This window comes from Thiorhodococcus minor (assembly GCF_010820565.1).
Classification (GTDB): domain Bacteria; phylum Pseudomonadota; class Gammaproteobacteria; order Chromatiales; family Chromatiaceae; genus Thiorhodococcus; species Thiorhodococcus minor.
In genome coordinates, this window is the sequence record NZ_JAAIJQ010000012.1 from 1 (window position 1) to 26691 (window position 26691).

Annotated in this window: 19 protein-coding genes and 1 pseudogene; 9 read left to right on the plus strand and 11 right to left on the minus strand. The window is 66.5% G+C overall.

All coding sequences use genetic code 11. The annotated features are described in order from the left end of the window. Nucleotides 1-841 precede the first annotated feature (841 nt). Nucleotides 842-1549 (minus strand): DUF6639 family protein, encoded by a 708-nt coding sequence (locus G3446_RS05620; protein WP_164451551.1) that lies wholly within the window; start codon nt 1547-1549, stop codon nt 842-844. A gap of 403 nt (nt 1550-1952) precedes the next feature. Between G3446_RS05620 and G3446_RS05625 the strand changes: the two genes are divergently transcribed. Beyond that, nucleotides 1953-2492: an NINE protein gene (locus tag G3446_RS05625; RefSeq protein ID WP_164451554.1), complete on the plus strand. Its 540-nt coding sequence runs from the start codon at nt 1953-1955 to the stop codon at nt 2490-2492. Here G3446_RS05625 and G3446_RS05630 read toward each other — a convergent pair. Beyond that, nucleotides 2449-2637, minus strand: a complete 189-nt coding sequence (locus G3446_RS05630; protein WP_164451687.1) for a CsbD family protein — start codon at nt 2635-2637, stop codon at nt 2449-2451. The two genes, G3446_RS05625 and G3446_RS05630, sit on opposite strands and share 44 nt — an antisense overlap. Before the next feature lie 562 nt (nt 2638-3199). Between G3446_RS05630 and G3446_RS05635 the strand changes: the two genes are divergently transcribed. Further along, nucleotides 3200-3442 (plus strand): peptidylprolyl isomerase, encoded by a 243-nt coding sequence (locus G3446_RS05635; RefSeq protein WP_164451556.1) that lies wholly within the window; start codon nt 3200-3202, stop codon nt 3440-3442. A 268-nt stretch (nt 3443-3710) separates the two neighbouring features. On the opposite strand, the gene G3446_RS05640 is transcribed toward G3446_RS05635, so the two are convergent. Further along, nucleotides 3711-4463, minus strand: a complete 753-nt coding sequence (locus G3446_RS05640) for an endonuclease/exonuclease/phosphatase family protein (RefSeq protein ID WP_164451558.1) — start codon at nt 4461-4463, stop codon at nt 3711-3713. After that, nucleotides 4456-6720: a VTT domain-containing protein gene (locus G3446_RS05645; RefSeq protein ID WP_164451560.1), complete on the minus strand. Its 2265-nt coding sequence runs from the start codon at nt 6718-6720 to the stop codon at nt 4456-4458. Before G3446_RS05645 ends, G3446_RS05640 begins: the two co-directional genes overlap by 8 nt. Here G3446_RS05645 and G3446_RS05650 point away from each other — a divergent pair. The 3 genes from G3446_RS05650 (at nt 6719) to G3446_RS05660 (ending at nt 9894) form a co-directional block, all read left to right on the plus strand. After that, on the plus strand, nt 6719-7102 hold the full coding sequence (locus G3446_RS05650) for a hypothetical protein (RefSeq protein WP_164451562.1): 384 nt from the start codon (nt 6719-6721) through the stop codon (nt 7100-7102). The two genes, G3446_RS05645 and G3446_RS05650, sit on opposite strands and share 2 nt — an antisense overlap. A gap of 127 nt (nt 7103-7229) precedes the next feature. Next, nucleotides 7230-8009 carry a dienelactone hydrolase family protein gene (locus G3446_RS05655; protein WP_164451564.1) on the plus strand — a complete coding sequence of 260 codons (780 nt, stop codon included), beginning with the start codon at nt 7230-7232 and terminating at the stop codon, nt 8007-8009. A 514-nt stretch (nt 8010-8523) separates the two neighbouring features. Then, complete coding sequence (locus G3446_RS05660; protein ID WP_164451565.1) at nt 8524-9894, plus strand: NAD-dependent succinate-semialdehyde dehydrogenase; 1371 nt, start codon at nt 8524-8526, stop codon at nt 9892-9894. Between the two features lie 231 nt (nt 9895-10125). On the opposite strand, the gene G3446_RS05665 is transcribed toward G3446_RS05660, so the two are convergent. Together G3446_RS05665 and G3446_RS05670 are read right to left on the minus strand one after the other, a co-directional pair. Next, nucleotides 10126-14472, minus strand: a complete 4347-nt coding sequence (locus G3446_RS05665) for a PAS domain S-box protein (RefSeq protein WP_164451568.1) — start codon at nt 14470-14472, stop codon at nt 10126-10128. 788 nt (nt 14473-15260) lie between these two features. Beyond that, entirely contained in the window at nt 15261-15488 is a 228-nt protein-coding gene (locus tag G3446_RS05670) for a heavy-metal-associated domain-containing protein (protein ID WP_164451570.1), read from the minus strand. A gap of 163 nt (nt 15489-15651) precedes the next feature. Here G3446_RS05670 and G3446_RS05675 point away from each other — a divergent pair, with 163 nt between their 5' ends. Then, the gene (locus G3446_RS05675; protein WP_164451572.1) at nt 15652-16491 is read left to right on the plus strand and encodes an MBL fold metallo-hydrolase; all 840 of its coding nucleotides are present in this window, start codon (nt 15652-15654) and stop codon (nt 16489-16491) included. A 65-nt stretch (nt 16492-16556) separates the two neighbouring features. Here G3446_RS05675 and hmuQ read toward each other — a convergent pair whose 3' ends face one another. The 5 genes from hmuQ to G3446_RS05700 form a co-directional block, all read right to left on the minus strand. Beyond that, nucleotides 16557-16862: a heme-degrading protein HmuQ gene (gene hmuQ, locus G3446_RS05680; protein WP_164451574.1), complete on the minus strand. Its 306-nt coding sequence runs from the start codon at nt 16860-16862 to the stop codon at nt 16557-16559. Nucleotides 16863-17019: 157 nt separating this feature from the next. Next, a complete protein-coding gene (locus G3446_RS05685) occupies nt 17020-18354 on the minus strand; it encodes an MFS transporter (protein WP_164451576.1) in 1335 nt (444 codons plus the stop codon). A gap of 379 nt (nt 18355-18733) precedes the next feature. Next, the gene (locus tag G3446_RS05690) at nt 18734-22081 is read right to left on the minus strand and encodes a hybrid sensor histidine kinase/response regulator (RefSeq protein ID WP_164451578.1); all 3348 of its coding nucleotides are present in this window, start codon (nt 22079-22081) and stop codon (nt 18734-18736) included. Next, nucleotides 22078-23229, minus strand: a complete 1152-nt coding sequence (locus G3446_RS05695; protein WP_164451580.1) for an FIST signal transduction protein — start codon at nt 23227-23229, stop codon at nt 22078-22080. Before G3446_RS05695 ends, G3446_RS05690 begins: the two co-directional genes overlap by 4 nt. A 217-nt stretch (nt 23230-23446) precedes the next feature. After that, on the minus strand, nt 23447-24139 hold the full coding sequence (locus G3446_RS05700) for a hypothetical protein (protein WP_164451582.1): 693 nt from the start codon (nt 24137-24139) through the stop codon (nt 23447-23449). A gap of 400 nt (nt 24140-24539) precedes the next feature. Here G3446_RS05700 and G3446_RS05705 point away from each other — a divergent pair, with 400 nt between their 5' ends. The 3 genes and pseudogenes from G3446_RS05705 to G3446_RS05715 all read left to right on the plus strand — a co-directional run. Further along, nucleotides 24540-25187, plus strand: a complete 648-nt coding sequence (locus G3446_RS05705) for a DUF502 domain-containing protein (RefSeq protein WP_164451584.1) — start codon at nt 24540-24542, stop codon at nt 25185-25187. Between the two features lie 166 nt (nt 25188-25353). Then, the gene (locus tag G3446_RS05710; protein WP_164451587.1) at nt 25354-26190 is read left to right on the plus strand and encodes a BON domain-containing protein; all 837 of its coding nucleotides are present in this window, start codon (nt 25354-25356) and stop codon (nt 26188-26190) included. An 80-nt stretch (nt 26191-26270) separates the two neighbouring features. Continuing rightward, nucleotides 26271-26471: pseudogene (locus G3446_RS05715) on the plus strand (BCCT family transporter); the annotation flags it as partial. Nucleotides 26472-26691: the final 220 nt, after the last annotated feature.

Sequence of the window (26691 nt, forward strand, 5' to 3'; positions counted from 1 at the left end):
CCCGAGCTCGACGGCAAGGGTGGTTTCTCGAAGTCGCCCGCAAGCGGGCTCCTACGAAGACGGCGCCGTAGGAGCCCGCTTGCGGGCGATCCTGGGGCTTAGGCGGAAAAAATGACCGGCGGAGAGCATCCTGCCCTCATCCCGTCACGCATTTCCTGAGTGTGGAAGGCTGGTAGGAAGATTTCGAGAAATCGCCCAAGTCGCTTGAGTCGTTCGTCCAGATCCTCGAAGCCGCAAGCATGTCCAGGATTCCCGCAATGCCGATGAAAATGGCAGATGACCGACTTTTGCGCCAGGAATTAACACGATTCGCTTTAGATCAACCGCTTGAGACTACGGCTTAATGCCGAGTCCGCCGCGATATCGGCCTGACCCTAAACGTCGCACCCTGCACGACCAGGGCGCTTTCGGCTCCCACCCGCGAAGTCCCTAGCCATCCGATCAGGGCCCGGCCAGTGGGCTGCCACTTGCCCGAGCCGCCGTGAAGCCAGGTATATCCACGGATAGACGCCAAGCGATGCCCGTTCTTACCTTCCACGGTTCGATTGCCGTCATCCTGGGCAATCTCCCGACCACCGCCGCAGATCCGAGCCGGAGTCACCCGTCTTTCTTGGAGGAAACGCGTGATGAACAGAGATGTCGACGTTGCCCTCATCGGTGCGAGCCACGCAGGATTGAATGCCATCTCTTCAGGCCGCCGCGGAGCAAGGCCGCATCGCCGGATACAACTGACCTCCAGGCCAACAGGTCTCGGCCTGAAGGCCGACACTCCCAGCTCTGATGGCACCCACATCAACGCCCGGATCTCAACCTGGCCCGCTTTGGCAGGACGCTTGTCGCGCTATCGCTCGCGCGCGCGGCGAAGCGCCTGGCCAGCCAAGATGGCCTTCAGAAGGCCCCTTCTGTCGGGGCACTTGAGATAGTGCCGATAGACCTGGACACCGAACCAATGGGGGGCGAGAAAATAGATCGTCTCCGTGATCTCGTCCTCGCCATCGAACCCATCACCGGCAACGCCGGCCAGGATCAGCTCCCGCGTGGCGGGCGGCATGGCCGCGTACATCGTCACATAGGCGATGTATTCGTGCGCTTGGACGCTGGGCCGAGAGACCAGGAAATTGTTCGCGGCGATGGCGTGGGCGACTTCGTGCGCCACCATGCTTCGGTAAGGAAGCGGACCTGAATCGATGCCCGTCGCGGCGTGCATCCGCTCGAGCACGGCGGGCGCCAGCAGGTAGATGCCGGCATCTGTCTGAACGTAGCAGCCCGCGGCCGAAGGCTCGACGCCCGGGGGCAAGGCGTCGACCACATGGATCAGCAGGCTCTCGCCGGCCTCCAGACCAGCGTCGCTCAGGAAATCGACCGCATCGCCAGCACCCGCGCAGACGATCTCCGCGATCGGCGCATCGGCCGCCTGGACGAGGATCTGGCCATGGGTGCAGGACTGACTGACGGCCTGGGCAAGCGAGGCATCGAGCATCGCCGGCAAGGCAAGGCAGCAGGCGAGCAAGATAGGAAAGGGAGGAAGCGACGAACCGACGGCTCTCATGGCGATGGCCCTCCAGGCAGCGCGTCGATGCGAGCCAGGTCCCTAAGGGCACGCAAGGGCGCTCGGCGCCGCAATCCCCTCGCCCTTGAGGATGGGTCCATCCAGGCACCCGAGGCGGCGCCCTCATTAGAAGCCTAGCCCAAGCCGCTCCCAAATCGCCGCGCACATCGCTTCGCCCAGCCGGGGCGAATGACGCAAGGCAAGTGCCTGCGGGTTTGCGCAGCGGTCCTGATCGGGAGCCGAGCCCCGGCCACTTCCGGGCCGATCGCTTTCCTCCAGTCCCAGCGCGACTCCTCGATCGCCCCCCCCCCGACTCAGGCAAAATGGCAAGGGATGGCGGACGAGTGGCGTCCGAGGACAAGCCAAGCGATTCGATACCCTGGGCCCATGCAGCAGCGGACCAATGCAACAGCGCGATGAGACACACTCCATCCTCATGGGCTACTTGCTCTGGATCTTCGGATTCCTCGGAGCCCACAGGTTCTACTACGGCAAGCCCGTCACCGGGACCATTTGGCTCTTCACCCTCGGCCTCTTGCTGATCGGCTGGATCCTAGACCTCTTCCTGATTCCCGGCATGAGCCGGCGCGCCGACATCAAATTCCAGCGCAGCTCCGTCAGCTACAACGTCGCCTGGATTCTGCTGACCTTCCTCGGCATCTTCGGCATTCACAGGTTCTACATGGGGAAGTGGATCACGGGCCTGATCTGGCTGCTGACAGGCGGGCTCTTCTTGGTGGGATACATCTACGACTACTGGACGCTGAACGACCAGATCGACGAGCTGAGTGCGCGGGAAGCGCCTAGCGGCCCGGCCCCGCTAATGAGGGCTCGCCGCCACGCCCACGAGCGCCGCCCCGGCTCCCGCTTGGGAGCCGGGGGCGAGCAGCGCGGACAGGTCACTTCAGCTCGTCGACCTTCTTCTCGGCCTCCTCCTTGGTGATGCCGTACAGCTCCTCGAGTCTGCCGACGAGCTTATCGCGCTCGCCGTCGATGAGGGCCAAATCGTCGTCGGTCAGCTTGCCCCAACGCGCCTTGACCTCGCCCTTGAACTGATCCCAATTACCGCGGACCTGCTCCCAATTCATCATGATGCTGGCTCCCGACCGCTTCCGGTCTTCGTGGTGGATGTGCATCTGGGGCGATACAAGAAGGATGCCAGCACTGACTGGAAGAGGACGTTGCATGCGCGTACCTGGCTTGCCAGGTCGACGGCATGACGACGAAAATCTTTAAGCATCATCTACTTAAGCGGCAGAAGAGCCACTACCACTGACAGCCATCGCGACTCTGCATCCCCCGCCACCGGCGACCAGCGCGGGGCGATCGTCCCCCGGGGGCTCGGCAGCCAGGCTTACACCCTAGGTGCATTTCAGCCGGAGCGATGGGGGAAATTCCCCGATCTTTCGGTCTCCCCGTCCCTCCCTGCAGCCGAAAGCTAGGCATAGGGCTCCCAAGCCGCACTCACATCCTTGATTTCGTAGCTTATTGTGCCGCGCGCGTCAGGCTGGCAGAGGTCTTGCTTAACCTGGAACGACACTGAGGCGGAATCGGCGGACATGCATCCGGCCGCTTCACTGAGGATTCGTTGCCCCCACGTCTAGACACGGCCCCCCGTCCAAAGACTAATGATGATCGAAGGAGAGCCCGATGAAGACCAACACGAAACGCACCCTGCTCGTCCCCGCCGCCACGCTGCTGGCGCTGTCCTTGACCGCCTGTGGCGACTCCGACGACGGCACCGCAGAGCAGATGGGCCAGAAGATCGACGAAGCGGCGGAGCAGGCGAGCGAGGAGATGCAGGAGGCCAAGTCCTCGATGTCACAGGCCGTGGAGAGCGCCGGCGACAAGATCGAGGCCCTTGGCGACGAGGTGGAGAGCAAGACGGACTGAGGTTAACGGCGGTGCGCCGGCCTCTCCGCGCCGGCGCACCACCCAGGCGCATCCAGCAGAGGGAGCAGGTCTTACCAAGGCTTGCTCCTGCAGAGCAATTGAACCGCGAAGCGCACGAAGGGTGGGAAGGCTCTTGATGCGTTGCTGCGTCGATTTTGCTCGCCCGTGGGGTGAAGGCTATGTATAGACCAAGCCTTTGCTCTTCTTCGCGTCAATCTTCTTCGCGTTCTTCGCGTTCATTCGCGCCTTCGCGGTTTGAATCGCCGAATCACTGCATCGCCACGAGCCTGAGGACCGCACGCAGCGGCAGATGATCGGAGGCGACGCGCGCCAAGCCTGCCCGCACGACCTCCACAGCCTCCAGATCCAGCCCACCTCCGAGCCAGATTCGGTCGAGCGGAAACAGCGGCCAGAACCCCGGATAGGTCGATCGGGTCGGCGCCGGCTGCAGTCGCGCATGGAGCTGCTTTAGTCGCCCCGCCCTGCGCCGCCACTCGTTGAAATCGCCCATGAGGAGGGTTGGCGAGACGCCTGCCGCTCTTGCCAAAAGCGAATCCAGCTTCCGTATCTGGGCACTGCGCTCGCTCGCGCGCAAGCCGAGGTGGGTGGCGAAGCAGCGGATCTCGCGGCCCTGACTCGGCAGGCGCCAATGGCGGCCAGGCGGCTTCAGGCGCAGCGTCGCCTCGATCAAGCCGCGTGGCTCGCGTCCCGGATGACTGAGGTCGTGCCGCCGGTGCCGGCGCACCGGCAATCGGCTGAGCAGCGCATTGCCATAGGAGCCGCGCTCCGACCACATGGTCGGCCCGAGCACGGGCTCATAGCCCTGCTGCGCCAGCCGATGCATGAGCGCCACGGCACCGGGCGCGACGGATGCCGGCGTCTCGACCTCCTGGAGCGCGACGATGTCGGCATCCAGGTCGAGGATGACGCCAGCCACCCGCTGGTGGTCCATGCGCCCGTCCCGTCCGACGCCACGATGGATGTTGTAGGTCGCGACGCTGATCCGAGTGGCCTCAGTCATCGGCGGCCAGCATCCGTCTCCCGTACCAAGCCAGCCCGACGACGGCCAGGGCACCGACCAGCACCAGCGCGACCGCGCGCAGATCGGCCTTGCTGATCAGGGACATCAGCCCCTCGGCGAAGACGGACGTCGCCAGAATGGCCGGCGCCATGCCGATCGCCGTACCTATCATGAAGTCCCGCAGCCGCAGGTGGGACGCGCCCGCAAAGAGATTGATGACGGCGAAGGGTGCGACAGGGACCACGCGCACGGTCACCACGGTGACGACACCATAGCGCCGCAGCCGCTTACGCAGCCGCTCCAGCCCGCCGCTGACCATGCGCTCTACCGCGGAGCGCCCCAGGTAGCCACCGATCCCATAGCCAGCGAGGGCCGACAGCAGCGAGCCGGTCAAGGCGACGGTCGCGCCCATGAAGGGACCGAAGACAATGGCCGTGGCGAGGATGAGCAGGGTGACGGGCACGGCAGCCACGGCGGCCGCAACGAAGCCCAGCACCGCGACCGGCGGACCCCAGACGCTGCCGCTGAGTCCCTTGAGGGCGCTGGCTAGGCTGCTCGGATCGAGCCACTCACCCAGGGCCGTCCAGCGCCAAGCCGCCGCCAGCCCGACGAAAAGGACGATGAGCCCGACGCCCAAGATCAGACGCCAGCGCACATGGGGCACATGCTCCTCGCCCCCGACGACGACGTCTGTCACCAAGTCGGTGTCGATGGGCCGGTCCGGATCGACGATGCGCTCGTCGGGGAGCTGACGGTCCCACTCGGGATCGATCTCGTCGTCCAGCAGGCCGAGTCGGATGTGCGGCTGCGCATCCGCGGCGGCGCGCTCCTCACGCAAGGTCTCCAACGCTTGGATGAAGCCCTCGCCCCGCTCGCGCGCCTCGGCCTCGACCTGGCCGACCCGCTCGGCATCCGCCGCCAAGAAGATCCCGAGCAGGCGATGGCGCAGGCCGCGGATGGCGGCAATCGCTTCATCCGTCTCGCCAAGGACAGAGGCGTCGCACTCGCTGTCGAGCCCCATGGAGCGATTGCTCAGATTGGAGGACCCGATGCGCAGCAGCTTGTCATCCGCGATGGTCAGCTTGGCGTGGACCATGAGGCATTCCTCCTCGAGCCCGACGACGTCCGGGTAATAGACCCGCAGCCGCCCGTGCTCGTCCGCCTCGCGCAGCCGCTCCAGCATGCGCGCGCGCAGGGTATCCATGGTGTGCTGCTCCAGCCAGGCGCCGGTGCGCTGCGGCAGGACGATGATGATCTCCGGCCCCTGCTCGCGCTCCAGGGAGGCGCAGAGCGCATCGCCAACGGAGCGCGACGTCAGGTACTGATTCTCGAAATAGATGAGGTGCTGGGCGCGCGCGATGCTGTCCAGATAGAGCCGCTCGATCTCGCGCACCTCGGGACGCTCCTCGAATGCCGACAGCGTCCTGGCAATGGCGACCTCTTGATCGCGAAGCAGGGCGGGGACGCCGTCCGGCCAGGCATCTTCCTGAATCGCCTCTTTCGGCGGCGCGATGCGGATGCCCGTGGCCCAATACCAGCGGTCCAGCAGCATGTCGTTGACGGCTGCGGCGGCCTCCCCATCGACCAGCATCTGGAGGTCGTGGAAGGGCGGATAAGGCTCCCCATCCGTGTCGATACGGCGGTCGTCCTGCGCGGCATGGTCGTTGGAGTCCCAACGCCACTTGCTGAGATCGAATCCGCCGCAATAGGCAATGGCGCCATCGATGGCGACCAGCTTCTGATGCTGGCTCGCCGTAAGGGGGTGCTTGTCATCCTTGCAGAAGTGCAGGCGCGGATGCGACTCCCAGGGATTGTCGCCGAGAAACAGCGGCTCGCGCTCCAGCGCATAGATGGACGCGAAATCCCAGAGGAGGACGTAGACATCCAGCTCTGGATTGCGCTCCAGCAAGGCGATGAGCAGGTCGGCCAGCTGCGTGGGCAAATCGTCGTGGGTCGGTCCCCGCACCAGCTCCAGCTGACTGTGCAGGTCCCAGCCGGCGATGTAGATCCGCCGGCCCGCCTTGGTCATGGATCTGCGCACTGCGCCGTAATACTCCTCGCCGTCCACCAAGACACCGACACGCTCGGCGCGGGCGACGCGCCAGCAGTTGCGACCGGGCTCGAAGAGGCCGTCCAGGCCGCGCCGTTCTGATGCCACGACCTGTGCCTGCTGACGCCTGCCGTCGGAATCTCCCGATCGGTCGCCAGTCGCCCACCCATCGTCGAGGGCCAAGGCTGAAGTGGAATCGGTTTCCATGAATGTCTCCGAGGTGTCCTCGGTCGGCCGTCAATCAGTGAGCCGAGGCAGCACAAAGTGTGATGAGCGATCTACAGATAACATACCAAACTTATCTGAAATCGGCCCTGGCCGCCTTGACTGTCGCAGCAACGGCTTTCCCGACAATCACTTGGAGAAGGCACTCCATCCTTTCAGCGCCAAAGGCTTCAAAGCGTTGTCCACAAGGGGCGCACTTGAATGGTGCTTTTCAACCACTCGTCCCGGCCTGCAGTTCGATGCGCACTCACCACAGCGCGACGCGCCGATCGACAAACCGTTGAAAACAACCCTGAGGGAGTCGACCTTGGTGGGGCGAAGGCTCGCCTTGGCAGGTGCGCCAGTGGTGCTCCTCGCCCGCTGACGGCAGCAAGGCGCTAAAGCCGGCCGGCTCGACGTCGATCGTCCTGGCGGCTTCGGCGACCGGTCACTGATTCATTGATCCTCAGGTTTGCCCACCAATCACAAACAGCTCGAATCAGGAGGGTTTCATGCGCAATCTCATCGGCCTCTTTTGTCTGCTCGGCATCGTCACGGGTGCTCATGCAGAGGTGCAGTCCAAGGCGATCAGCTACGACGACGAGGGGACGGCGCTGACCGGCTACCTCTATTGGGACGACGCCACCACCGAGAAGCGCCCCGGCGTCTTGGTCGTCCATGAGTGGTGGGGGCTGAACGACTACGCCAAGAAGCGCGCGCGCATGCTCGCCGAGCTTGGCTATGTCGCCTTCGCCGCCGACATGTACGGTGGCGACCGCGTCACCAAGGACCCCGGCCAAGCGCGCGACTGGATGCAGGAAGTCACCGTCGACCCCGAGCTCTGGCGCCTGCGCGCCGGTGCCGCCCTCGCCCAGCTCAAGGCCAGCGATCTGGTCATCCCGGACAAGACCGCCGCGATCGGCTACTGCTTCGGCGGCGGCACTGTGCTGCAGATGGCCTATGGCGATGCTGAGGTGCTCGGCGTGGTCAGCTTCCACGGATCCCTCCCAGCCGCGCCCGAGGAGGCCGAAGGCCAGATCGGTCCGAAGATCCTAGTGCTGCACGGCCAGGCCGACGCCTTCGTCGGGCCGGACGTGGTCGCCAACTTCCAGAGCAAGCTCGAGGCCGCGGGCGCCAACTGGGAGATGGACATCTACGGCGGCGTGCGGCACAGCTTCACCAGCCCGGATGTCGGCGAGTACGGCATCGAGAACCTCAAGTATGATGCGCAAGCGGACGCCCGCTCTTGGGCGCGCATGCAGGGCTTCTTCGACGAGCTGTTCCAGGATTGAGCGCAGCATCCGCAATTTGAGCCACCAAGGCCCAAAGGACGCGAAGAAGGACAAGGGCTTGACCAGTCGTTACATCTCATCCGCTTGGTAGATAGCGACAAGGCCCCCTTGAGCTCCTCAATGCTCTTGGCGGCTCGACTGCTCGCTCGAGGCTGAGGCCGCTGAGCGTCGGTGTATCCGGTCTCCATGGCCGAGCACCAGGCGCTCGGGGCGCTGCCGGCTCGGCCCCTCGCAATCCAGGGCTTTGGCCACTGAGCCTCCCCGACCTGTCTCGGCTCGACAGAGGCCCCTTCGATCTACCCAGCGCAGATCGGTTGAAAACCCCAACCCTGGGGCCTTTCAACCTATCGGGCCCGGGGAGCACCCTAGCGTACCGAGCCCGAGCACCTGGCGCAGCCGTCCCGTCTGAGCGCGATCGACGCACTGGCGTCGCCCTTGCTTACGACCGGACAGCAGAGGCTCGACGCATCGAAGTCCTGCGTGTGAGACCCTGCATATGCAACAAGGAGGCACCATGCCGAAACCATTCGAAAGCACCAATCCTCACACAGGCGAGGTGGTGGAGACCCTGGAGCCGATGAGCGAGGCCGCCGTGGAGCGCGCGCTCGCCGCCGCGGCCGAGCAGGCGCCGCGCTGGGCCGAGCAGGGGATCGAGGCGCGCTGCGCCCTGCTCCGAGCGGCAGCGAAACTGCTGCGGGAGCGCAAGGCCGCACTGGCCCGCATCATCACGCTCGAAATGGGCAAGCTGATCGGGGAGGCGGAGGCCGAGGTCGAAAAGTGCGCCCTGGTCTGCGACTACTACGCGGACAACGCCGGGGCTCAACTGGCGGACAGCCCCGTCGCATCGGATGCGAGCCGCAGCCTGGTCGCCTACCAGCCGCTCGGCGTGCTCATGGCCATCATGCCCTGGAACTTCCCCTTCTGGCAGGTGCTGCGCTGCGCCGCTCCGGCGCTGGCCGCGGGCAATCCCCTGGTGCTCAAGCACGCCTCGAACGTGCCGCGCTGCGCACTGGCCATCGAGGAGGTCTTGCGCGACGCGGGCGCGCCGCCCGGCGTCTTCCAGACCCTGTTGATCGACGCCAAGACGGCGGAAGGCGTGGTCGCCGACGCGCGCATCCGCGGCGTGAGCCTGACCGGCAGCGAGACCGCCGGACGACGGGTTGCCAGCATCGCCGGGGAGCATCTGAAGAAGACGGTGCTCGAGCTCGGCGGCTCGGACGCCTTCGTCGTGCTCGAGGACGCGGACCTGGAACTGGCCGTGAGCACGGCGGTCAAGGCGCGGTTTCTGAACGCCGGGCAAAGCTGCATCGCCGCCAAGCGCTTCGTCTTGGTCGACGCCATCGCCGAGCGCTTTCTCGAGGCCTTCCAGGCCGGCATCGCGGCGCTGAGCCCGGGCGACCCCTTGGAGGATAAGACCACCCTGGCCCCACTCGCCCGCAAGGACTTGCGCGAGACGCTGCACGAGCAGGTGGAGGCCAGCCTTGGAGCCGGCGCCAGGCTGCTCCATGGCGGCAAGTCCCTGGATGGACCGGGCTGGCACTATGCGGCAACCCTGCTGGACCAGGTGACGCCGGGAATGCCGGCCTACGAGGATGAGCTGTTCGGCCCGGTGGCAGCCGTCATCCGCGCCCATGACGAAGCGGCGGCGCTCAGGATCGCGAACGACTCGCGCTTCGGCCTCGGCGGCAGCGTCTGGACCATGGACGCTGCGCGCGGCGAGCGCTTTGCGCGCCAGATGGCCTGCGGCTGCGCCTTCGTCAACGGCATGGTGAAGAGCGACCCCCGCCTGCCCTTCGGCGGGATCAAGGACTCGGGCTACGGACGCGAGCTGGGGACGCCAGGCATTCACGAATTCGTGAACGCCAAGACCCTCTGGGTGGGCTGAGGCGCCAGCGACCAGCGACCAGCGACCAGCGATGATCCGGAAAAGAACGGGAGAAGCCCAAGGGCACGAGGTGCGCGATGAATGTCAGCACGTTGCGCTGCTCGTCGAGCGGGTGAGCGACGGGCATCGGCCACATCATTGTTTTTCTTCGCGTCCTTTGCGCCTTCGCGGCTCAACCGGGCGAGCCCAGCCTAAGAGCTAGCGGCTGGCGGCTTTCTCTAGCTCGACCCGCTATTCCAGCTCGCAGCGCTGGAGGGCCGAAACGACGTCGGCGACATTGGCCGCGAGCAGCCCATGCTTCTGGACGACCTCCGCCTCGGGCTGCCCCTCGGAGATCGCCGCCTCGAGGTCGGCGGCCTGCGCGCGCATCTCCTCCAGACCCAGAGTCGCGGCGGCGCCCTTGAGGGCATGCACCAGCCGCCTCGCCTGGTCGCGCTCGCCAACCGAGAGGAGCTCGGACGCTCGTTGAAGGTCCTGGCCGTGCGTCTCGATGAACCTCCGCAGGAGCCGCCGATAGAGACGCTCGTTCCCCCCGACGTTGCGCAAGCCGACGTCCGGACTCAGACCAGGTACCTGGGAAAGCGGGTCCGATACCGGCGTCGCCGCCTTCTGCGCAGTGTCTCTTAGCTGGGTCGCCGACGCCGCCTTCGGCTCCAGCCATTGCGCCAGCGACAGGTAGAGGCGGTTGGGATCCACCGGCTTGGCGATGTGGTCGTCCATGCCAGCATCCAGGCAAGCGTCCCTGTCGTCGTGGAAAGCATTGGCCGTGACGGCGAGGATGGGCGTGGTCGCATAGGCTGGCAGCCGGCGAATCCGCCGCGTCGCCTCGGGTCCGTCCATCTCGGGCATCTGCATATCCATGAGGATGGCGGCATAGGCGCGGTTGGACGACAGCTCCACCGCAACGACGCCGTTCTCGGCGATGTCGACCACCAAGCCGGCCTCTTCGAGCAGGCTCTTGAGCACCTCGCTATTGATCGCGTTGTCTTCCGCGACCAGGACACGGGCGCCCCGATAACCGGCCAGGCGCGTCAAGGCGCTGTCCAGCTCCTCTTCCGCGGTGGCCTGCTGCCCGACGCCGACCAGGCCGAAGCGCGCGGTGAACCAGAAGGTGCTGCCCGCGTCCGGGGTGCTCTCGACACCGATCTCGCCGCCCATCAGCTCCACCAGACGCTTGCAGATGGCCAAGCCCAGTCCCGAGCCGCCGAACTTGCGCGTGGTCGAGCTATCGGCCTGCTCGAAGGCCAGGAAGAGCTGCTCTTGGCGCTCGACGGGGATGCCGATTCCCTCGTCGCTCACCACGAAGCGCACCTTGACATCCGGGCCGAAGCGCTCGAGCAGCGAGGCATGGACCCGAATGGTGCCTTCATCGCTGAACTTGAGAGCATTGCCGACCAGGTTGAGCAGGATCTGATCCAAGCGCAGCGGATCGCCGTAAAGGCGCTCGGGCACCTCCGGATCGATGACGAGGCTGAGCTTGAGCGCCTTGCCCTTGACCTCGTCGGCGACCAGCATGTTGAGCTTGGTGAAATTGTGCTGCAGCTCGAGCTCGACCGGATCGAGATTCAGCTTGCCGGCCTCGATCCTGGAGAGATCCAGGATGTCGTTGATTACCCGCAGCAGGTGGTAGGCCGCGTCCGTCACCTTGCCGAGCCGCTGCGTCTGCTCGCGGTCCTTGGCGCCGGCCTTGAGCAGGTGCGTCATGCCGATGATGGCGTTGAGCGGGGTGCGAATCTCGTGGCTCATGTTGGCCAGGAAGGTGCTCTTGGCCAGATTCGCCGCCTCCGCCGCCGACTTGGCGTGCTCCAGCTCCGCGGTGCGCGTCTGCACCAGGTCTTCGAGATGGGCGCGATAGTGGGTCAGCTCGTCCTCGGCCCGCTTCTTTTCGCTGATGTCGACGAAGGCCACGCGGACCTGCTCGAGCACGCCGTCGCGAAGCACGGGGTCGGCGCTGACCAGCCCCCAGCGCGGGGCCTGGTCCGGAGCGTGCCGGATGCCGACCAGCTGATTGCGCACGGGCCGATGCGTCTCCATCACCCGCCTGACAGGCAGCTGCTCCAGGGGCACAGGCCGAAGGCGCTCGTCGACCAGGCTTTCATGGATACGATTGGCGTCCAGGGCATAGATGCCCTCGGGACTCAGCTCCAGAATGGCGGCTGCGGTCGCATTGAAGTCCACGGGATGCCCGTCCGCGTCATAGACCAGGACGCCGATGGGCATTCCATGGAGCAAGTCACGGTAGCGCGCCTCGCTGTCGCGCAGCGCCTGCTCCTGGCGTCTGCGCTCGGTGACGTCCTGCACCGTGCCCACGGCACTCAAGGGTACACCCTGGGCATCGACGCGGATCTCGGCGCGCTCACGGACCCACCTTACCTCGCCGTCATCCAGCTGGACCCGATGCTCGACGTCGTAGGGCGCGCCTTCCAGCGCGGCGATCCAAGCGGCGAGCACCAGATCGCGATCCTCCGCAGAGACGCGCTGGACGAAGGTTTCGAAGTCGACGTGCGTGCCGGGCGCGACTCCGAAGAGCCTGTAGGTCTCGCCGGACCAGTCGAGGCGCCCCTGGACGATGTCCAGGTACCAGCTCCCGGTCTGGGCGACGGCCTGGGCCCGTCTCAGCGTCTCCTCGCTGCGCCGCAGCGCCGCCTCGACGCGCTTGCGATCCGTGGTTTCGCGGTGCAGTGCGTAGATGTAGCTGGCTCCGCCCCAATCGACCCGCGACGAGCTGATCTCTACGTCGTACTCGGCGCCGTCCTTGCGGCGATGGCGCGTCTCCTGGGTCACGCCCACGTCGGTGACCTTGGGGAGCATGGACTCGAGCTCGGCACGGCTCCAACAGATGTCCCAGTCCCAAACATGGAGCCGTCCGAGCTCCGCGTCGGAATAGCCCAGCAGCTCGCCGAAGCGGGCGTTCCACTCGACCAGGCCCCCGCTCATATCCAGGACGGCGATGGCGTCGCGAGAGCGCTCGAACATGACCCGGCGCCGCTCCGACTCCTCGTGGAGCGCATGCTCGGCCTCCCGGGCGGCGGTGACGTCGCGCCAGATGGCCGCCCAGTAGCGGCCGCCGCGAATCTCGACCAAACGATTCGTCACCTGGACGCGACGCAGGCTGCCGTCCTTGTGGCGATGCGCGGTCTCGAAGTCGCCCCGGCCGGTGCGATTGACCAGCTCCGCGCGGCGCGCCACCTCCTCGGCCGCCATTTCGCCCTGAATGTCGGTGACGCGCAGGCGCGCGAACTCCTCGCGCGTGTAGCCGAGCGCGTGGCAGGCGGCGTTGTTGAACTCGACGAAGCCCAGGGTCTCCGCATCGATCAGGATGATGGCGTCTGCGGCCTGATTGACGATGGCGCTGTAGAGCTCTTCGCGCTCGCGCAGGGCGTCCTGGGTACGCCGCGCCTGAGTGATGTCGCGCGCGACCCCGAGCACGCCGATCAGGCGCCCCTCGGCATCGCGCATGGGCGTCTTGATGGTCTCCAGCAGCTCCCGATGACCGTCGTCGGCGAAGGTGATGGTCTCTTCGTTGATGGTCGGACGACCGGCGTGCAGGGCATTGAGGTCTTGCTGGCGAAAGGAGTCGGCCAGCCCGGGCGGCATGAAATCCCGGTCGGTGCGGCCGACGATCTCGGCCTCGGCAGCGCCGAAGAAACGCTCGAAGCGCTGGTTGCAGGCCAGGTAGACGCCGTCGGGATCCTTGAGCCAGATGAGGTCCGGGGCGGTACGGATCAGGGTGTGCATCAGCCCCAGCTCCGCCTTGAGTCGCGTCTCGCTCGCCTGGCGCTCGGTGTCGTCGCGGCCGATGCCGAGATAGCGCCCGTCATCGAGGCGTTGCAGCAGGAGATCGACGAGCACCTCGGTCCGCTCCGCACGCCGCACCCAGAGATCGACGCGCAGGCTGCCGACGCCCTCCAGCTGTGCCAGGAGTGCGGCCAGGCGGTCGCGATCACGCTGAGCGGCCAGATCGGCCAGGGTCAGCTCGCCCAGGGTCCCGAGATCATGCCCGGTCAGCCTCAAGGCGGCAGGATTGGCGTGCTCGAAGCCTGTGTCCTGCCTAAGGATCCAGACGGCATCGCCGATCGCCGCGGTGACCGCGCGCAGGTCGCGCTCGCGCCGCAGCGGCTCGGTCTCGTCGATGACATAGCCGCATAGACGAACCACCTCGCCGTCGGCGTCGCGATCGACCCGCGTGAAGTCGTAGAGCCACAGGACGCTGCCGTCGGCGCGACGCACGCGATAACGCTGCTCCCAGGCCTCGCGGTCCTCGGCGAGATAGCGCGCGACTTCTTGGGCGACCCGATCGCGATCATCGGCATGAATGGCCTCCGCATAGCGAAAGCCTGGGCTCAGCATCTGCTCGACGCGATAGCCGAGGATGGCGCCGATGTTCGGTGAGACGTACTCGATCGGCCAGCCGGGATCCGGTCGCCAGACGAGCACGGCGACCGGCCCGCCGATGAAGAGATCGCGCTCCCACTCTGCCTGGCGCACAGCGCCGCTGCGCTTCTCCGTGGAGCCGGGCGCTTCGTTGCTGGTCGTCGCTTTGTTGATGAGGGCGGAGGCCAATGGTCGTTCTTTCATGGTAGCTACCGGCGCCAACACAGCATGCAGGGGTCGCCTCGGTCTCGAAACAAAGAGACTGTGCCTCCGCCTCAGGGGCTTGCCGCCGCATCACAAGCCCCCCGATCGCGCCTCCCTGTCTTCGCTGCCCGCTCATAGGCCTAGTGTCGCGGCCCTTGACTGAGGGAATCCTCTGCGATGAAGCCGGCACTGACAGGTGCACGCAATCAAGGCCCGCGAAACGGCGAGCTACTCGCAATGCTATCTGTAACCGCGCCCCGGAGTGAAGCGACCAGGGGCGCAAAATCGACCGAGGCTTGCCGCGGCCCCTCCCGGCCGGCGCGTGCGTGCGTACGTCCGCGAGGTAGCGCGCGACCCTACGAAGACTAGGCCACCGATCGACGAGCCGTTACCGAGACAACTACCTAGTCGGTTGCTGGGAGGCAGAAGAATGGAAGAGTAAGCTGTTGTTAAAACGCAGAATTCAAGGCGGAAAGCAGACATCCACCAGAACCGAAAATTGCGAGCGGCGTCACAAAGCGGATCAGGAGCGTCCAAATTGCGTGAGCTGACCTATCGACAGGGCTGCTCCGGCAGGCGGCGTCATTCAGAGATGGCGTCAAGAGCTAAGACGCGACGAGATCCAGCTGCTGACAGGCGTGCTCGAGGAAGCGAAGCATCGGATAGCGTCGAAGACGGGAGTCGACGGCGCCTGAGGAGGCGCCGTGATCGTGCGCGGAAGCATGGAGCAGGCTGGGGGGCTGGTCACACTGGCACCCGGCTCCGTGTGGATCGGCGTGGGCTTTCCGTCAGAGCCCGACCATCTCGGCGCCGACACCCTGGGCCCTCACCTCTCGAATCACCGCGCTCGGACGCAGGCCCTCCGGGTCGAAATCGACCAGCATCAAGTGGCGCCGCCTGTCCGAAACACAGGCCGACATCACGCCATCACAGTTGCACAGCTCACGCTCCAGGTTGTGGATACTATCGTCGTCCAAGTCTTCGTCGATGTGGATCAGGATATCGCTGTAGCCCATCGCTCACCTCGGCGTTCAAATTGTTATCAAGGAACTGCGCCGACTACAGCTGTAAACTTAGTCGAGCACTTGGTCTTTCAAAAGGCTTCGAGACGATTTGTTGATGTCGAAGCCCGAGAAGAGATCGCCGCAGTGGACGACGGAATCAGAGGGGAGCATTCGCATGAGCCGCGAGGTACGCATCACCCAGCTCGTGGAGAACACGGCGGGCGGAAGAGGATTGCTGGGCGAGCATGGCGTCGCCTATTTCGTCGAGGCCGCGGGGCGCTGCGTCCTCTTCGACACTGGGCAAGGACAGGCCCTATTGCACAATATCGAGCGACTCGGGCTACCGCTCGCAGAGGTCGAGGCCATCGCGCTCAGCCACGGTCACTACGACCATGCAGGCGGATTGGGCGACGCGCTCGGCGTCACGGGTCCGGTCGACCTCTATCTCCATCCAGAGGCGCGACGCCCGAAGTACAACCGCATCGGCAAGGCCATCGGCACGCCCGCGCTGGAGTCGGACGAGCTGGAGGGTCGCGTGCGCCGTCTCGTCGAGGCCCGAGCCCCGGTCAGGATCGCGCCGGGCATCCATCTCACCGGGGAGATCCCGCGCCGCCACGGCATCGAAGACACCGGCGGCCCCTTCCACTTGGACGCCGAGCGCACCCAGGTCGACCCCCTGCTCGACGATCAGGCCCTGTATTTGGATGCGGCCGAGGGCACCGTGGTCCTGCTCGGCTGCGGGCATTCGGGCGTCATCAACACCCTGGAGCACATCGCGCAGCTCACCCAAGGCCGCCGCATCCATGCGGTCATCGGCGGCATGCACCTGCTCCGCGCCACACCGGAGCGACTCGACTTCACTGCGGAGCGCCTGCAGGCGCTCGACGTCGACTACCTCGCACCCATCCATTGCACGGGTGCCGAGGCGACCTGCTTCTTCCGATCACGCTTCCCGGACAGGACGCACAGCTCGGAGGTTGGCGCCGTGCACAGCTTCCTTCGGTCGGAGCCCTAGCCAGCCCCGGCAGGCATCCCATGGGAGCCCAGCGCCGGCGCGAGCGGAGCACCGCGCCCAGGGAATCAAAGCACCGACTCGAACAGCTCCAGCTGGGGCGGACCCAGGTAGAAGTCGCGCGTCTCCTTGCCGGCGTTGGCATGTGCCGCGCGGAAGGCCTCGGAGTGCGTCCAGGCGACGAAGGCCTCCTCGGACTCCCACTCGGAGAAGGACGAAAAAAGCGTGTGATCGGCGGACTCCGGCCCCTTGAGCAAATGGAAGCGCACGAAGCCCGGCACCTCCTCCAGATGACTCTCGCGGCTGCGCCAGACCTCGACGAAGGCATCTTCTTTGCCGCGCGCGATCGAGAAACGGTTCATTGCAAGATACATGGGCACTCTCCATGGAGGACAAGGGAATATTGGCTCGAGCGCCAGACATGGTGGCGGCCAGACAGGGTTTCGAGGACTGGCGACCATGGCTGACCGACGAAAGACCAGGCCGGCGAATCGCTCCAGCCGTCTCGCGCCTGGCACTCCGGCCTCGGCGTCAGCCCTCTTGCTGGACCTCCTCAAGGCCCCGCCCGACGAAAGCAGCCAAGAGCGCCGTTCCGGCAAAGGTCAGCAGCACGGCCGCCGCGCCGAGCCAATGGGCAAGCACCCCGAAGAGCCCGCCGGCGACCAGCACGAGACCGATGATGGTATTCGACAAGGCCGTGTAGCTGGCGCGGCGCTCGGCGCCCGCCATGTCGACCACATGGGTCGAGCGCCCCAGACGCACCCCTTGATGCGCCACCATGACGAGAAAGAGCAGGATGGCGGGCACCAGCGGCAGCGCCATCCAGCCGGGCGCGAGCATGGCCACCAGAGCGCTGACCAGGAGGGTCCCTGACGCGAGGAGCGCGGCGGCGATCAGGACCTGGCGACTGCTGCGGTCCGAGAGCCGGCCCCAGACGTAGGCGCTCAGGATGGAGGCCAGGGCCGAGGCGATCACGAAGGGCCCCAGGCTGCCCGCGGCCGCGCTGATGCCCGAGCTGCCGCCCGCCACGGCGAGCAGGTAGGGCGGCGAGAGCGCGGTCGCGATCAGGAGTGCCCGGGTGACGATGAAGCGCTGGAGCTGCGCGTCCTGACCGAGCAGGGCGAAGTGCTCGCGGGCCACCGCGAGGGCATTGCCGCCCCCTTCGGTGGCGCCCGGCTCCTCCGTCAGCGTCGAGAAGACGGCCGCGGCGAACAGCCAGAGACCGCCGGCAAGGGTCAGCACGGCCGCGATGCTGGCCACCGTCCGAGGCAGGATGCCGAATGCGAGCGCCGCGCCGAAGGCCAGGACCAGCACGGCCGAGATGGATCCGGCCGTGCCGGTCGCAGTGCCGCGCGTCGACTTCGACACCGTCTTGCCCAGCACATCCTTGTAGCTCACGGAGCAGGCGCCGCGCGCCAGGGCCGCGACGCTGAGCAGACCGACGATCACCCAGCCCGCCGTGGCCCCCTCAAAGAAGAGCGCACTCAGTCCGATTCCCATGACCGCCAGGCCCTGGATCACGCTACCGCCCGCCCAGATCCACTTGCGGATGGGGCGCGCGCGGATGGCGCCGGCAATCGCCAGCTGAGGTAACAGCGCCCCCGCCTCGCGCACCGGCACGAGCAGACCGATCAGATAGGCCGGCGCGCCCAGCGCGCCCATGAGCCAGGCCAGCACCAGCTTGGCATCGGCCAAGCCATCCGCCGTCTTGGTCGCACCCAGGCTGACGACGTGACGCATGAAGTTGCCGGGCTGGTCGTGACAGGCGTTCTCGGGGATATCCTTGCAGATTCGCCCCTCGTCGTCGTTGGTGAGGATGGCATAGGCGCGATGGGCGAAGGCCGGCGCCTCGGACCTCGAGCTCATGTCGGACGGTGACTCCAGATTGGCGTGGAACTGAATGTCCGACATTGTACGTCAAGCTTGTAGCTCTGGCCCTTTGTGTGGGCAGTGGGCAGTGGGCAGTGGGCAGTGGGCAGTGGGCAGCAGTGTGGTGGACGAGCCCGAGAGACTGTGAAGAAATTCTGCGTAGGTTGGGCTGAGGTACGAAGCCCAACATGGCGGCTAGCCTAACGCTTTGATTGTTGGGCCTCCTGCGTCGGCCCAACCTACACCAATCTGCGATCTTCGCGGTGCGCTTGGATTACTCTCACAGTCTCCCGAGCGAAGTCCACCGAATCCCGCGCCGACGCCGCTCGACTGCGCTGCAAGCCGAAGGCATCTGGGGCCCTGCTCGATGCGACGCTCAGCCGGCCTCGGCCTCCCGCAGCGAAGCGGAGACCCTGAGCTTGAGGCTGGCGATGGCAAGGGTTAGCTCGCGCAGGGCCGCCTCGGCACGCCCTGGGTCCGGCCCGTCGCGCAGCACGCGCTCCAGGGCGGCGCTGCAGGACTGTACGTGGCGCATCCCGAGCGCCGCGGCCGACCCCTTGATCGAGTGGGCGACCTGACCTGCCTGGGCGGTCTCGCCCGAGGCGACCAGCTCGGCGAGGCGCGGCAGGTCGGGCTCGTGCAGCTCGAAGAACTGGCGCAGCAGCAAGGCGTAGAGCGAGACACGGCCGCAAACGGACTTCATGGCAACGCCCAAGTCCAGCTCGTCAACGCCTTGCAGGGCGTCCAGCACGGCTTGCGAGGGTCCGTCCCGCGTCTCCAGCGCCTCGCTCGTCTCCCGGGGCTCCGCGACGGCAGAGGCCCCGGCGGGCGACGGCAGCCAGCGCAGGAGCACCTCGTAGAGCGCATCCGGATCGACCGGCTTGGGGATGTGATCGTTCATGCCTGCGGCGAGACAGGTCTCCCGGTCGTCGTCGAAGGCGTTGGCGGTCATCGCGAGGATGGGCGTCTGCCGATGCGCCGCTAGCGCGCGAATGCGCCGTGAAGCCGCCAGTCCGTCCAGCTGCGGCATCTGGATGTCCATGAGAATCACGTCATAGTCGGCGGCCGCGGCCATTTGCACGGCGGCGAGCCCATTCTCGGCCACCGCGACCTCCAGCCCGACCGCCTGCAGGAGCGTCAGTGCCACGTCGCGGTTGAGGGGGTTGTCTTCCGCCAGCAAGATCCGCTGGCCGCGATGCTCCGCGAGTCGTCTTTCCGCGTCGCTCGCCACGGCCTGGACCGGCAGCGCATCCTCGTCGCTCAGCGCTGCGGCCAAGCGGGCCGCGAAGATCCTCGGGGTAAAGGGCTTGGGGATGACGCCCCGAAAGCCATAGGCCGCCACATCCGCCGCCGGGCGCGCGGCCGAGGCGTCATCCAGCAAGATCAGTCGCGCCTGCCCGCCGAGGCCCAAACGCCGCAGATTCAGGGCCGTCTCGAAGCCGTCCATGAGCGGCATCTGGGCATCGATGAAGATGAGGTCATAGGCCCCAGCACCCCGCTGCCCCAGATGCTCGATCGCCTCCGCGCCCGATGCGACGGTATCGACAAGGATCCCATGCCGACGCAGGATCGCGCCCAAGGCCTCGCGCGCTTCTGGGCGGTCATCCACCAGCAAGACACGCCAGTCGCGCCAAGCCATGGATGGCCGGACGGCCGATCTGGACTCCGCCGCCCGCGCGAAGGGGATCTCGACCCAGAAGGTAGAGCCCTGACCAGGGACACTGTCGCAGCCGAGCCGGCCGCCCATGCCCTCGACCAGGCGTCGGCAGATGGCGAGACCGAGTCCGGAGCCGCCGTAGACGCGGGTGGTCGAGACATCCGCCTGCTCGAAGGGCTGAAAGAGGCGCTCGCGCTGCGCTTCGCCCATACCGACGCCCGTGTCGCGCACCTCGATGCGGGTCAGGAAACGATCCGGCTCCTCGGCGAGGACGCGGCCCTGGATCAGCACCGCGCCCCGCTCGGTGAACTTGACGGCGTTGGAGCCCAGGTTGATGAGGATCTGCCCGAATCGCAGGCCGTCGCCACGCACGAAGCGCGGCAATGCCGCGACGTCGATGACGAGCTCGAGGTCCTTGGCGAGCGCCTTGTCCGCGAGCAGACCCGTGGTGTCGGCAATGACTTGGTCGAGGTCGAAGTCGCCCGACTCCAAGACCAGCCTGCCGGCCTCGATCTTGGAATAGTCCAGGATGTCGTTGATGATGCCGAGCAGGTGCTCCGCGGCGGATGAGACCTTATCGAGCATCTCACGCTGACGCGGCACCTGGACGTCTCGCTTCAGCAGGTGCGTGAGCCCGATGATGGCGTTCATCGGGGTGCGGATCTCATGGCTCATGTTGGCCAGGAAGACGCTCTTGGCCTGGCTCGCCGCCTCCAGCTTGGCGGTACGCTCGGCGACCAGCTCCTCCAGGTGCTGCCGGTGGCGCGCGAGCTCGGCGTCCATGCGCTTGCGCTCGCTCACGTCGTGCCAGATGGCGGCGACATAGTCGCGCCCGCCGATATGCACCGCGCGATTGCTCACCAGGACATCCAGCATGGAGCCATCACTGCGGCGGTAGCGGGTCTCGAAGACGCCGCCATCCGCGGCAAGCAGGTCCTGCAGCTGCGCCGCGACCTCGGTGCCCGAGCATCCGGTCAGCTCTTCCAGCCGGCGCTCGGCCAGCTCGGCCCGGGTGTAGCCCAGCATCCGGCACGCGGCCGCGTTGAGCTCCTCGAAGTCGCGCGTCTCGCAGTCGATCAGCACGATGCCGTCGGCGGCCTGATTGACGATGGCCCCATAGATCTCCTCGCGCCGCTGCAGCTCCGCCTGCTCGCGCTTACGCGCGGTGATGTCGCGGGCGACCCCAATGACGCCGACCAGCCTCCCCCGCGCGTCGTACATGGGCGTCTTGACGGTCTCGAAGAGTCCGCGATAACCGTCCTCGGCGAAGGTCAGCCACTCCTCGTTCATCGACGACTGCCCCAGCTCGGCGGCCTTGCGGTCGTTGGCACGGAAGAAATCCGCCAGCGCGCGATCGACGAAGTCGTAGTCGGTCTTGCCGACGATCTCACTCGCACTGACCCCGTAGAGCCGCTCGACCCCGCGGTTGCAGAGCAGAAAGACGCCGTTCGGGTCCTTCAGCCAGATGACGTCCGGCACCGCCTCCATGAGGGCGTGGAGACGGGCGCGCTCCGCCTTCAGCAGGCGGTTGCTGGTGGCGAGCTGCGTCTGGGCGGCGTCGCGGTCCTCCTTCAGGCGCCGCGCATGCGCCTCGTTCGCCTGGCACAGCTGGGCCGCCTTGGCCAGGTTCTCCAACACCGGGGGGAAGAGGTCGGCGAGCGGCAGATCCGAGGCGTAGCCGGAAGGCCCGAGCAGGAGAAGCGCCCCGAAGCCGCTCACCGGCAGCTTGACCACATAACCATAGCCGCCGCACAAGGGCGGCAGAGCGTCCCGATCCCGGTCGCAGCGAGCCTCGGCAATGTCGCCGGTCAGCCAAGGCGACGGCACGGGAATGCCGCGACCGCACTGCTCCATGAGGCGCCGACTGCCGACCGCGGCCACCAGGTGCGCGGTGTCGGGCTGGTCCGGGCTCGCCCGCAGCGCAACGCCGACGGGAAGCCCGGTGTGAAAGAGCAGGCGCTGGATGGCGCGCGTCATCAGCGGCTTGACGTAGAGCTCCCCGCCGATGACGCGGACCAAATCGTACAGCATCGACAGCAGACGAACTTGGCGTGTTTCTTCACTCATGCGGGACCGCGGTCCGATTCCTCCCAATCGACGCCGACGACGGCTGCGTTGTGGAGTAGAGGATAGGAGGCATCGCCCGCTCCGCCGATCTCTCCGAGCGAGAGCGCGCCCGCGAGGCGCATGCCCGTCTCGCGCTCGCAGGCGGTCAGCTCGCGCTCGGCCCCCTCGCCCAGGTGCAGCCGACGCCCGGCGCAGTAGAAGAACAGCAAAGGACGGGGCGGACAGGCGGACGCGAAGGCATCGGCCAGGGAGCGCGCGGTATCGATCGAATCGACCTCTGGCGATTGCAGCAAGCTGAGGAGGGCATTGGCCGGGACCTCACCGACGCAGAGGATGCCGTCGTCCGCGTCCAGGGCGACGGGAATGCGGACCAGGGTTTGGCCATTGGCGAGCGCGATGCCGAAGGGAAAGTGGACCGCGTAGCGATAGAAGTTGTCATGGTCCAAGGCGATGCCGTAGCGCTTAAAGACCTTGTCGCGATAGACAGGAAAGGCGGGCTGCCAATCGATCCGGACGATTTTGTTGCCCACCGTCGCGGTCGCGGTGAGCGTCTCTTCCGGTGCGCGATAGCCATGGACCAGCGCGCTCGACCAGTCATTCGGCAGCAAGAGGCAGAGCACGCCGTTACCGATCAGCCGCGCGTCATCGAAGACGCAAGGCATGGGCTGGAAGCGCTCGCTCCCGGCATTGACCCCGAGATAACGCACGCCATCGGCCAGCTCGAGATAGAGCGCATCCAGGATGCTGGCGATGTTGGGGACCATGGCGTCGAACACCATGAAGAGGGTGGGCGGCGCCGCCGTGTCCAGGTGAGCCTGCACAAGCGTGGTGATGCGCGCGGCCGGCGACGGGTCCTCCGAGTCCAGCCGATCGACCAGCGCGTAGACCGGCCGCCAGGGCAGGTGAACGAGCACGGCCCCACGAGCGATGAACCTCTGCTGCCAGACCAGGCCCGGAAAGAGCCCGCCGACCAGGGCTAGACCTGCCGCGCGGCAGGCCGCTTGAAGCACTGGCAGCCGCGACCGCTCCGACTCCGCCACCATGGCCAGGACGCCGCCCTGCGGGGCACGCGCGCGCCACCCATCGAGGAGCGGCGACAGCGACTCCGCATCAAGGGTCTCGCAGAATTGCAGGCTGTCGTCCTCCATACTGGATCTCTTTAAAGAGCCATCGGTCGTTGAGAGCCATCTGGCCAGTTGCCGACAAGGACCGACCGGACCCGAAACGGTCGCGCAATGGGGGGAATATGGTCGCATGCGCAGGCCCGCACGCCCCACCTTTAGCCGGAAGTTTGAAACACTAGCAGAAATGAGCAAGCGGGACAGCGGGCGCGCCATCGCACTGGTGGCGAGGCCGTGGTCCGGGCTAAGGCTCGCTCGCCCGATTGCCGTCATCGACTGCGACCGGCAGCCTCAGCTCGACTAGACCCGGCCCGTGGCTGGCGCGCCCGCCAGCGTCGCGGGCGATGCGCTCGATCGTCTGACGCATCAGGTGGCGATCCTCCCGCTCGGGCCGGTCGCTGACCGCCGAAGCGGCTTTGGCAAGGAGTCGGAGCACAATGAGGTCGCCGTCGCGACTCAGGCCCAAGACGGGCGCTCGATCGCCCTCCGTGACCAAACGCAGCGCATGGACGAGCGCCGCCTCGAGGGCATCCGGCGCGATACGGACGCGAGCATCGGCCCCTGCGGCAAGCTGGCCCGGCTCGACGTCTCCGCCAACCTGACGCATCAACCTGGAAGCGAGATCAGCCGCGTCGACGGTTTGCGCGCAGGATTCGGGGAAAGGCGCCGACCGCAGGGTCTCGCTCAAGGCAGCTGAGATCTTCGCCGACGCCTTGAGGACCCGCCCCAAACGCTCGACCACCTCCGGATGCTCCTGCAGCTCCAATTGCAGCGTCTCGCCGATGAGGTCGACGACGCTCAAGGGCGTCCTGATGGCATGCGCGAGCTGGCGCGCTTGCTCCGCGAGCAGAGACTGGCGCTCCAGATCGGCGATGCGATGTTGCTCCCGCACGGAAGGCCAGGTCGATTCCTCTGTCTTGTCCCGCCCCGTCGTCATGGCGTGAGTACCTCTCTTTGTCGTTTGCTCTGACAATCAGCAGCCAGCTGGCAGCCGTGATGGCCTCGGAGCTCGACCATCACGCGCTGATCTGCCTTCGCCCGCGAAGAGGCGGAGGACTCCGGCGGCCCGATCGCTCGACGAGCCAAGGGCCCGAGCCCGATGACAGCTGTCGATCCGCGCCGACCAGGCGCATCAGGCAATGGCTTGTCGTCGCTCTCATGCAAGGCAGGGGCCGAGGCGCCGAGACGGCGCGACACGCGGCCTCAGCTCAACCGAGCGCACGCGTCGCACCCGATCTCGCGTAGGCTATTCGCCAACCGGCCATTGCCACGGACCGCGAAGGTCTCGTCCGCCAAGACAGTCCGTCATCACGCCAATTTGTTCTAGGAGTATTCGGATGCAGATTGGAGCTTCCATCGCGCACTTGCGCAATCTCTTCCTGCAAGGCATCGCACTGCTTGCACCACTCATCATCACCATCGCCCTGGTCGTCTGGCTCGGGCGCAGCGTCGAGCTGATCGTCGGCGATCTGCTGCGGCGCATCCTCCCTGCTCACTGGTATGTGCCTGGTCTGGGGCTGGCCGTCGGAGTCCTGCTGACCATTGCGACCGGCCTGGTCGCCAACATCTTTCTGGTGCGCCGCCTGGTGAATCTGGCCGAGCGCATCGTCGACCGGATCCCCTTGGTCAAGACCCTCTTTCAAGGCCTGAAGGACATGGCCCGGCTCGTGTCGCGCAACGGCGAAGGCTCGCTCGGGAGACCTGTTTCCGTGGAGCTGAACGGGATCCGTCTGGTCGGATTCGTGATGCAGGAGCACGCGCGCCTGCCTGGCGACGCACCCGAGCCAGCCGCCGATCAGGTCGCTGTCTTCTGTCCCATGAGCTATCAGATCGGGGGGTACACTTTTTATCTGCCCCGCGAGCGCGTCAAGCCGTTGGACGTCGGTGCAGAGCAGGCCATGCGGGCCGTGCTCACGGGAGGCTCGCTGATGGGACAGAGCAAGTCCGAGGACGGCGACTCGCGGCGCGCGCGACCGACAGCTTGACCCCGCGTGCGGGTGCAGAGGGAGTCATGTCGCTCGACACTGATGGTGGATATCGCACGGCGACCGGTGGATTCCCACCGGCCGCCCTTGCGGGCTCCTTCCCGACCGCGGGCGCCCTCAGGGCGCGTGCGGCTCCATCGGACACTACAACGGAGACCAGCACAGCATGAGACATCCACAGAGACGGATTGCCGCGATCTTGGCCGCCTTGGCAATCAGCGGGAGCACCCTCGCTGGCTCCCCGGAAAGGGCCGAGGGGACCAGCTCCAAGATGCAGGACCTCATGACGGAGGCCCGCATCAATACCGCCTATGCGCTCAACGAGCATCTGAGCCCATTCAGAATCGACGTCGACGCACGCGGCAACCGCCTCATTCTGGAGGGAGAGGTCGATAACGAGGCGCAGCGCATGCTCGCCGAGCGCCTCGCGGTCGACATGAGCGGGATCGACGTCGTCGACAATCGGCTGCGCGTGGCCCCGCGGGTCGAAGACGACACAGCGCGCAAGCTCTTCGACTTCGTCCAGGACGCCAACACGACGGCCCGCGTAGAGATGCAGCTGCTGTGGAACGAAACCACCAGCGGGCTGGACATCGAGGTCGAGACCGAAGGCAAGCAGGTCACCCTGACCGGCAACGTGTCCACGGAGAAGGAGCGCCAATTGGCCGAGCGCATCGCTCAGCACACCCAGGGCGTCGACAGCGTGGAGAACAAGCTACAGGTCGCGCCGGAGGACACCTTGAGCGCCCAGGCCAATCAAGTGGCGCAAGAGGCCGCCAAGGCGGTATCGGACACCTGGATCACGGCCCGGATCACCGCATCGCTCAGGTTCAACAAAGCCATCGACCACAGCCGGATCCACGTCACCACGCAGGATGGCGTCGTCACCCTGCGCGGGCGCGTCTCCACGGCACAGGAGCGCGACGAAGTCACCGCAATCGCCAGCGGCATCGCGGGCGTGAAGAAGGTCATCGACGCGCTGGAGGTACCGAGATCGGCTTAGCCATCACTGGCTAGACGCGCCCCCAACAACGAGGCCGGACGCGGGCGCAGCGACGCCCCCAGGGATCCGCGTCCGGCGGCAAGCTGGACGCCCCCATCCCGCGGCGCGTCTTCTGGGCGAGCATGGAAGGGCTCATCGCCGCAGCGCCGCTCTTCGGCGGCGGCGCCAACGCGCTTGGGGAACTTCAGGCCGCGGCGATCAGCGCGGGACTCCCCTTCACGCTCGTCCTCCTCGCCATGTGGGTCGCGCTCTACATGGGTCTGAGCCACGAGCGCAAGTAGGTGCTCAAGGCCGCGGAGCCATCCCCCAGCGGCGGCATGGCCTAGCCTGAGCGCCGCCGCCTCGGGCGGCGAGGCCAGTCCTTGCCGCCCGAGGCGCTCCCGCGCTCGCCCAGTGCGCGCTCGGCTCGACGAAAGCTGCACTCGCACTGGACATCCAGCACCGCATCTCAATTCAAGTTGAGACATCAGCGCCGGGAGTTTCGGCCTCCGGGCCGACAGC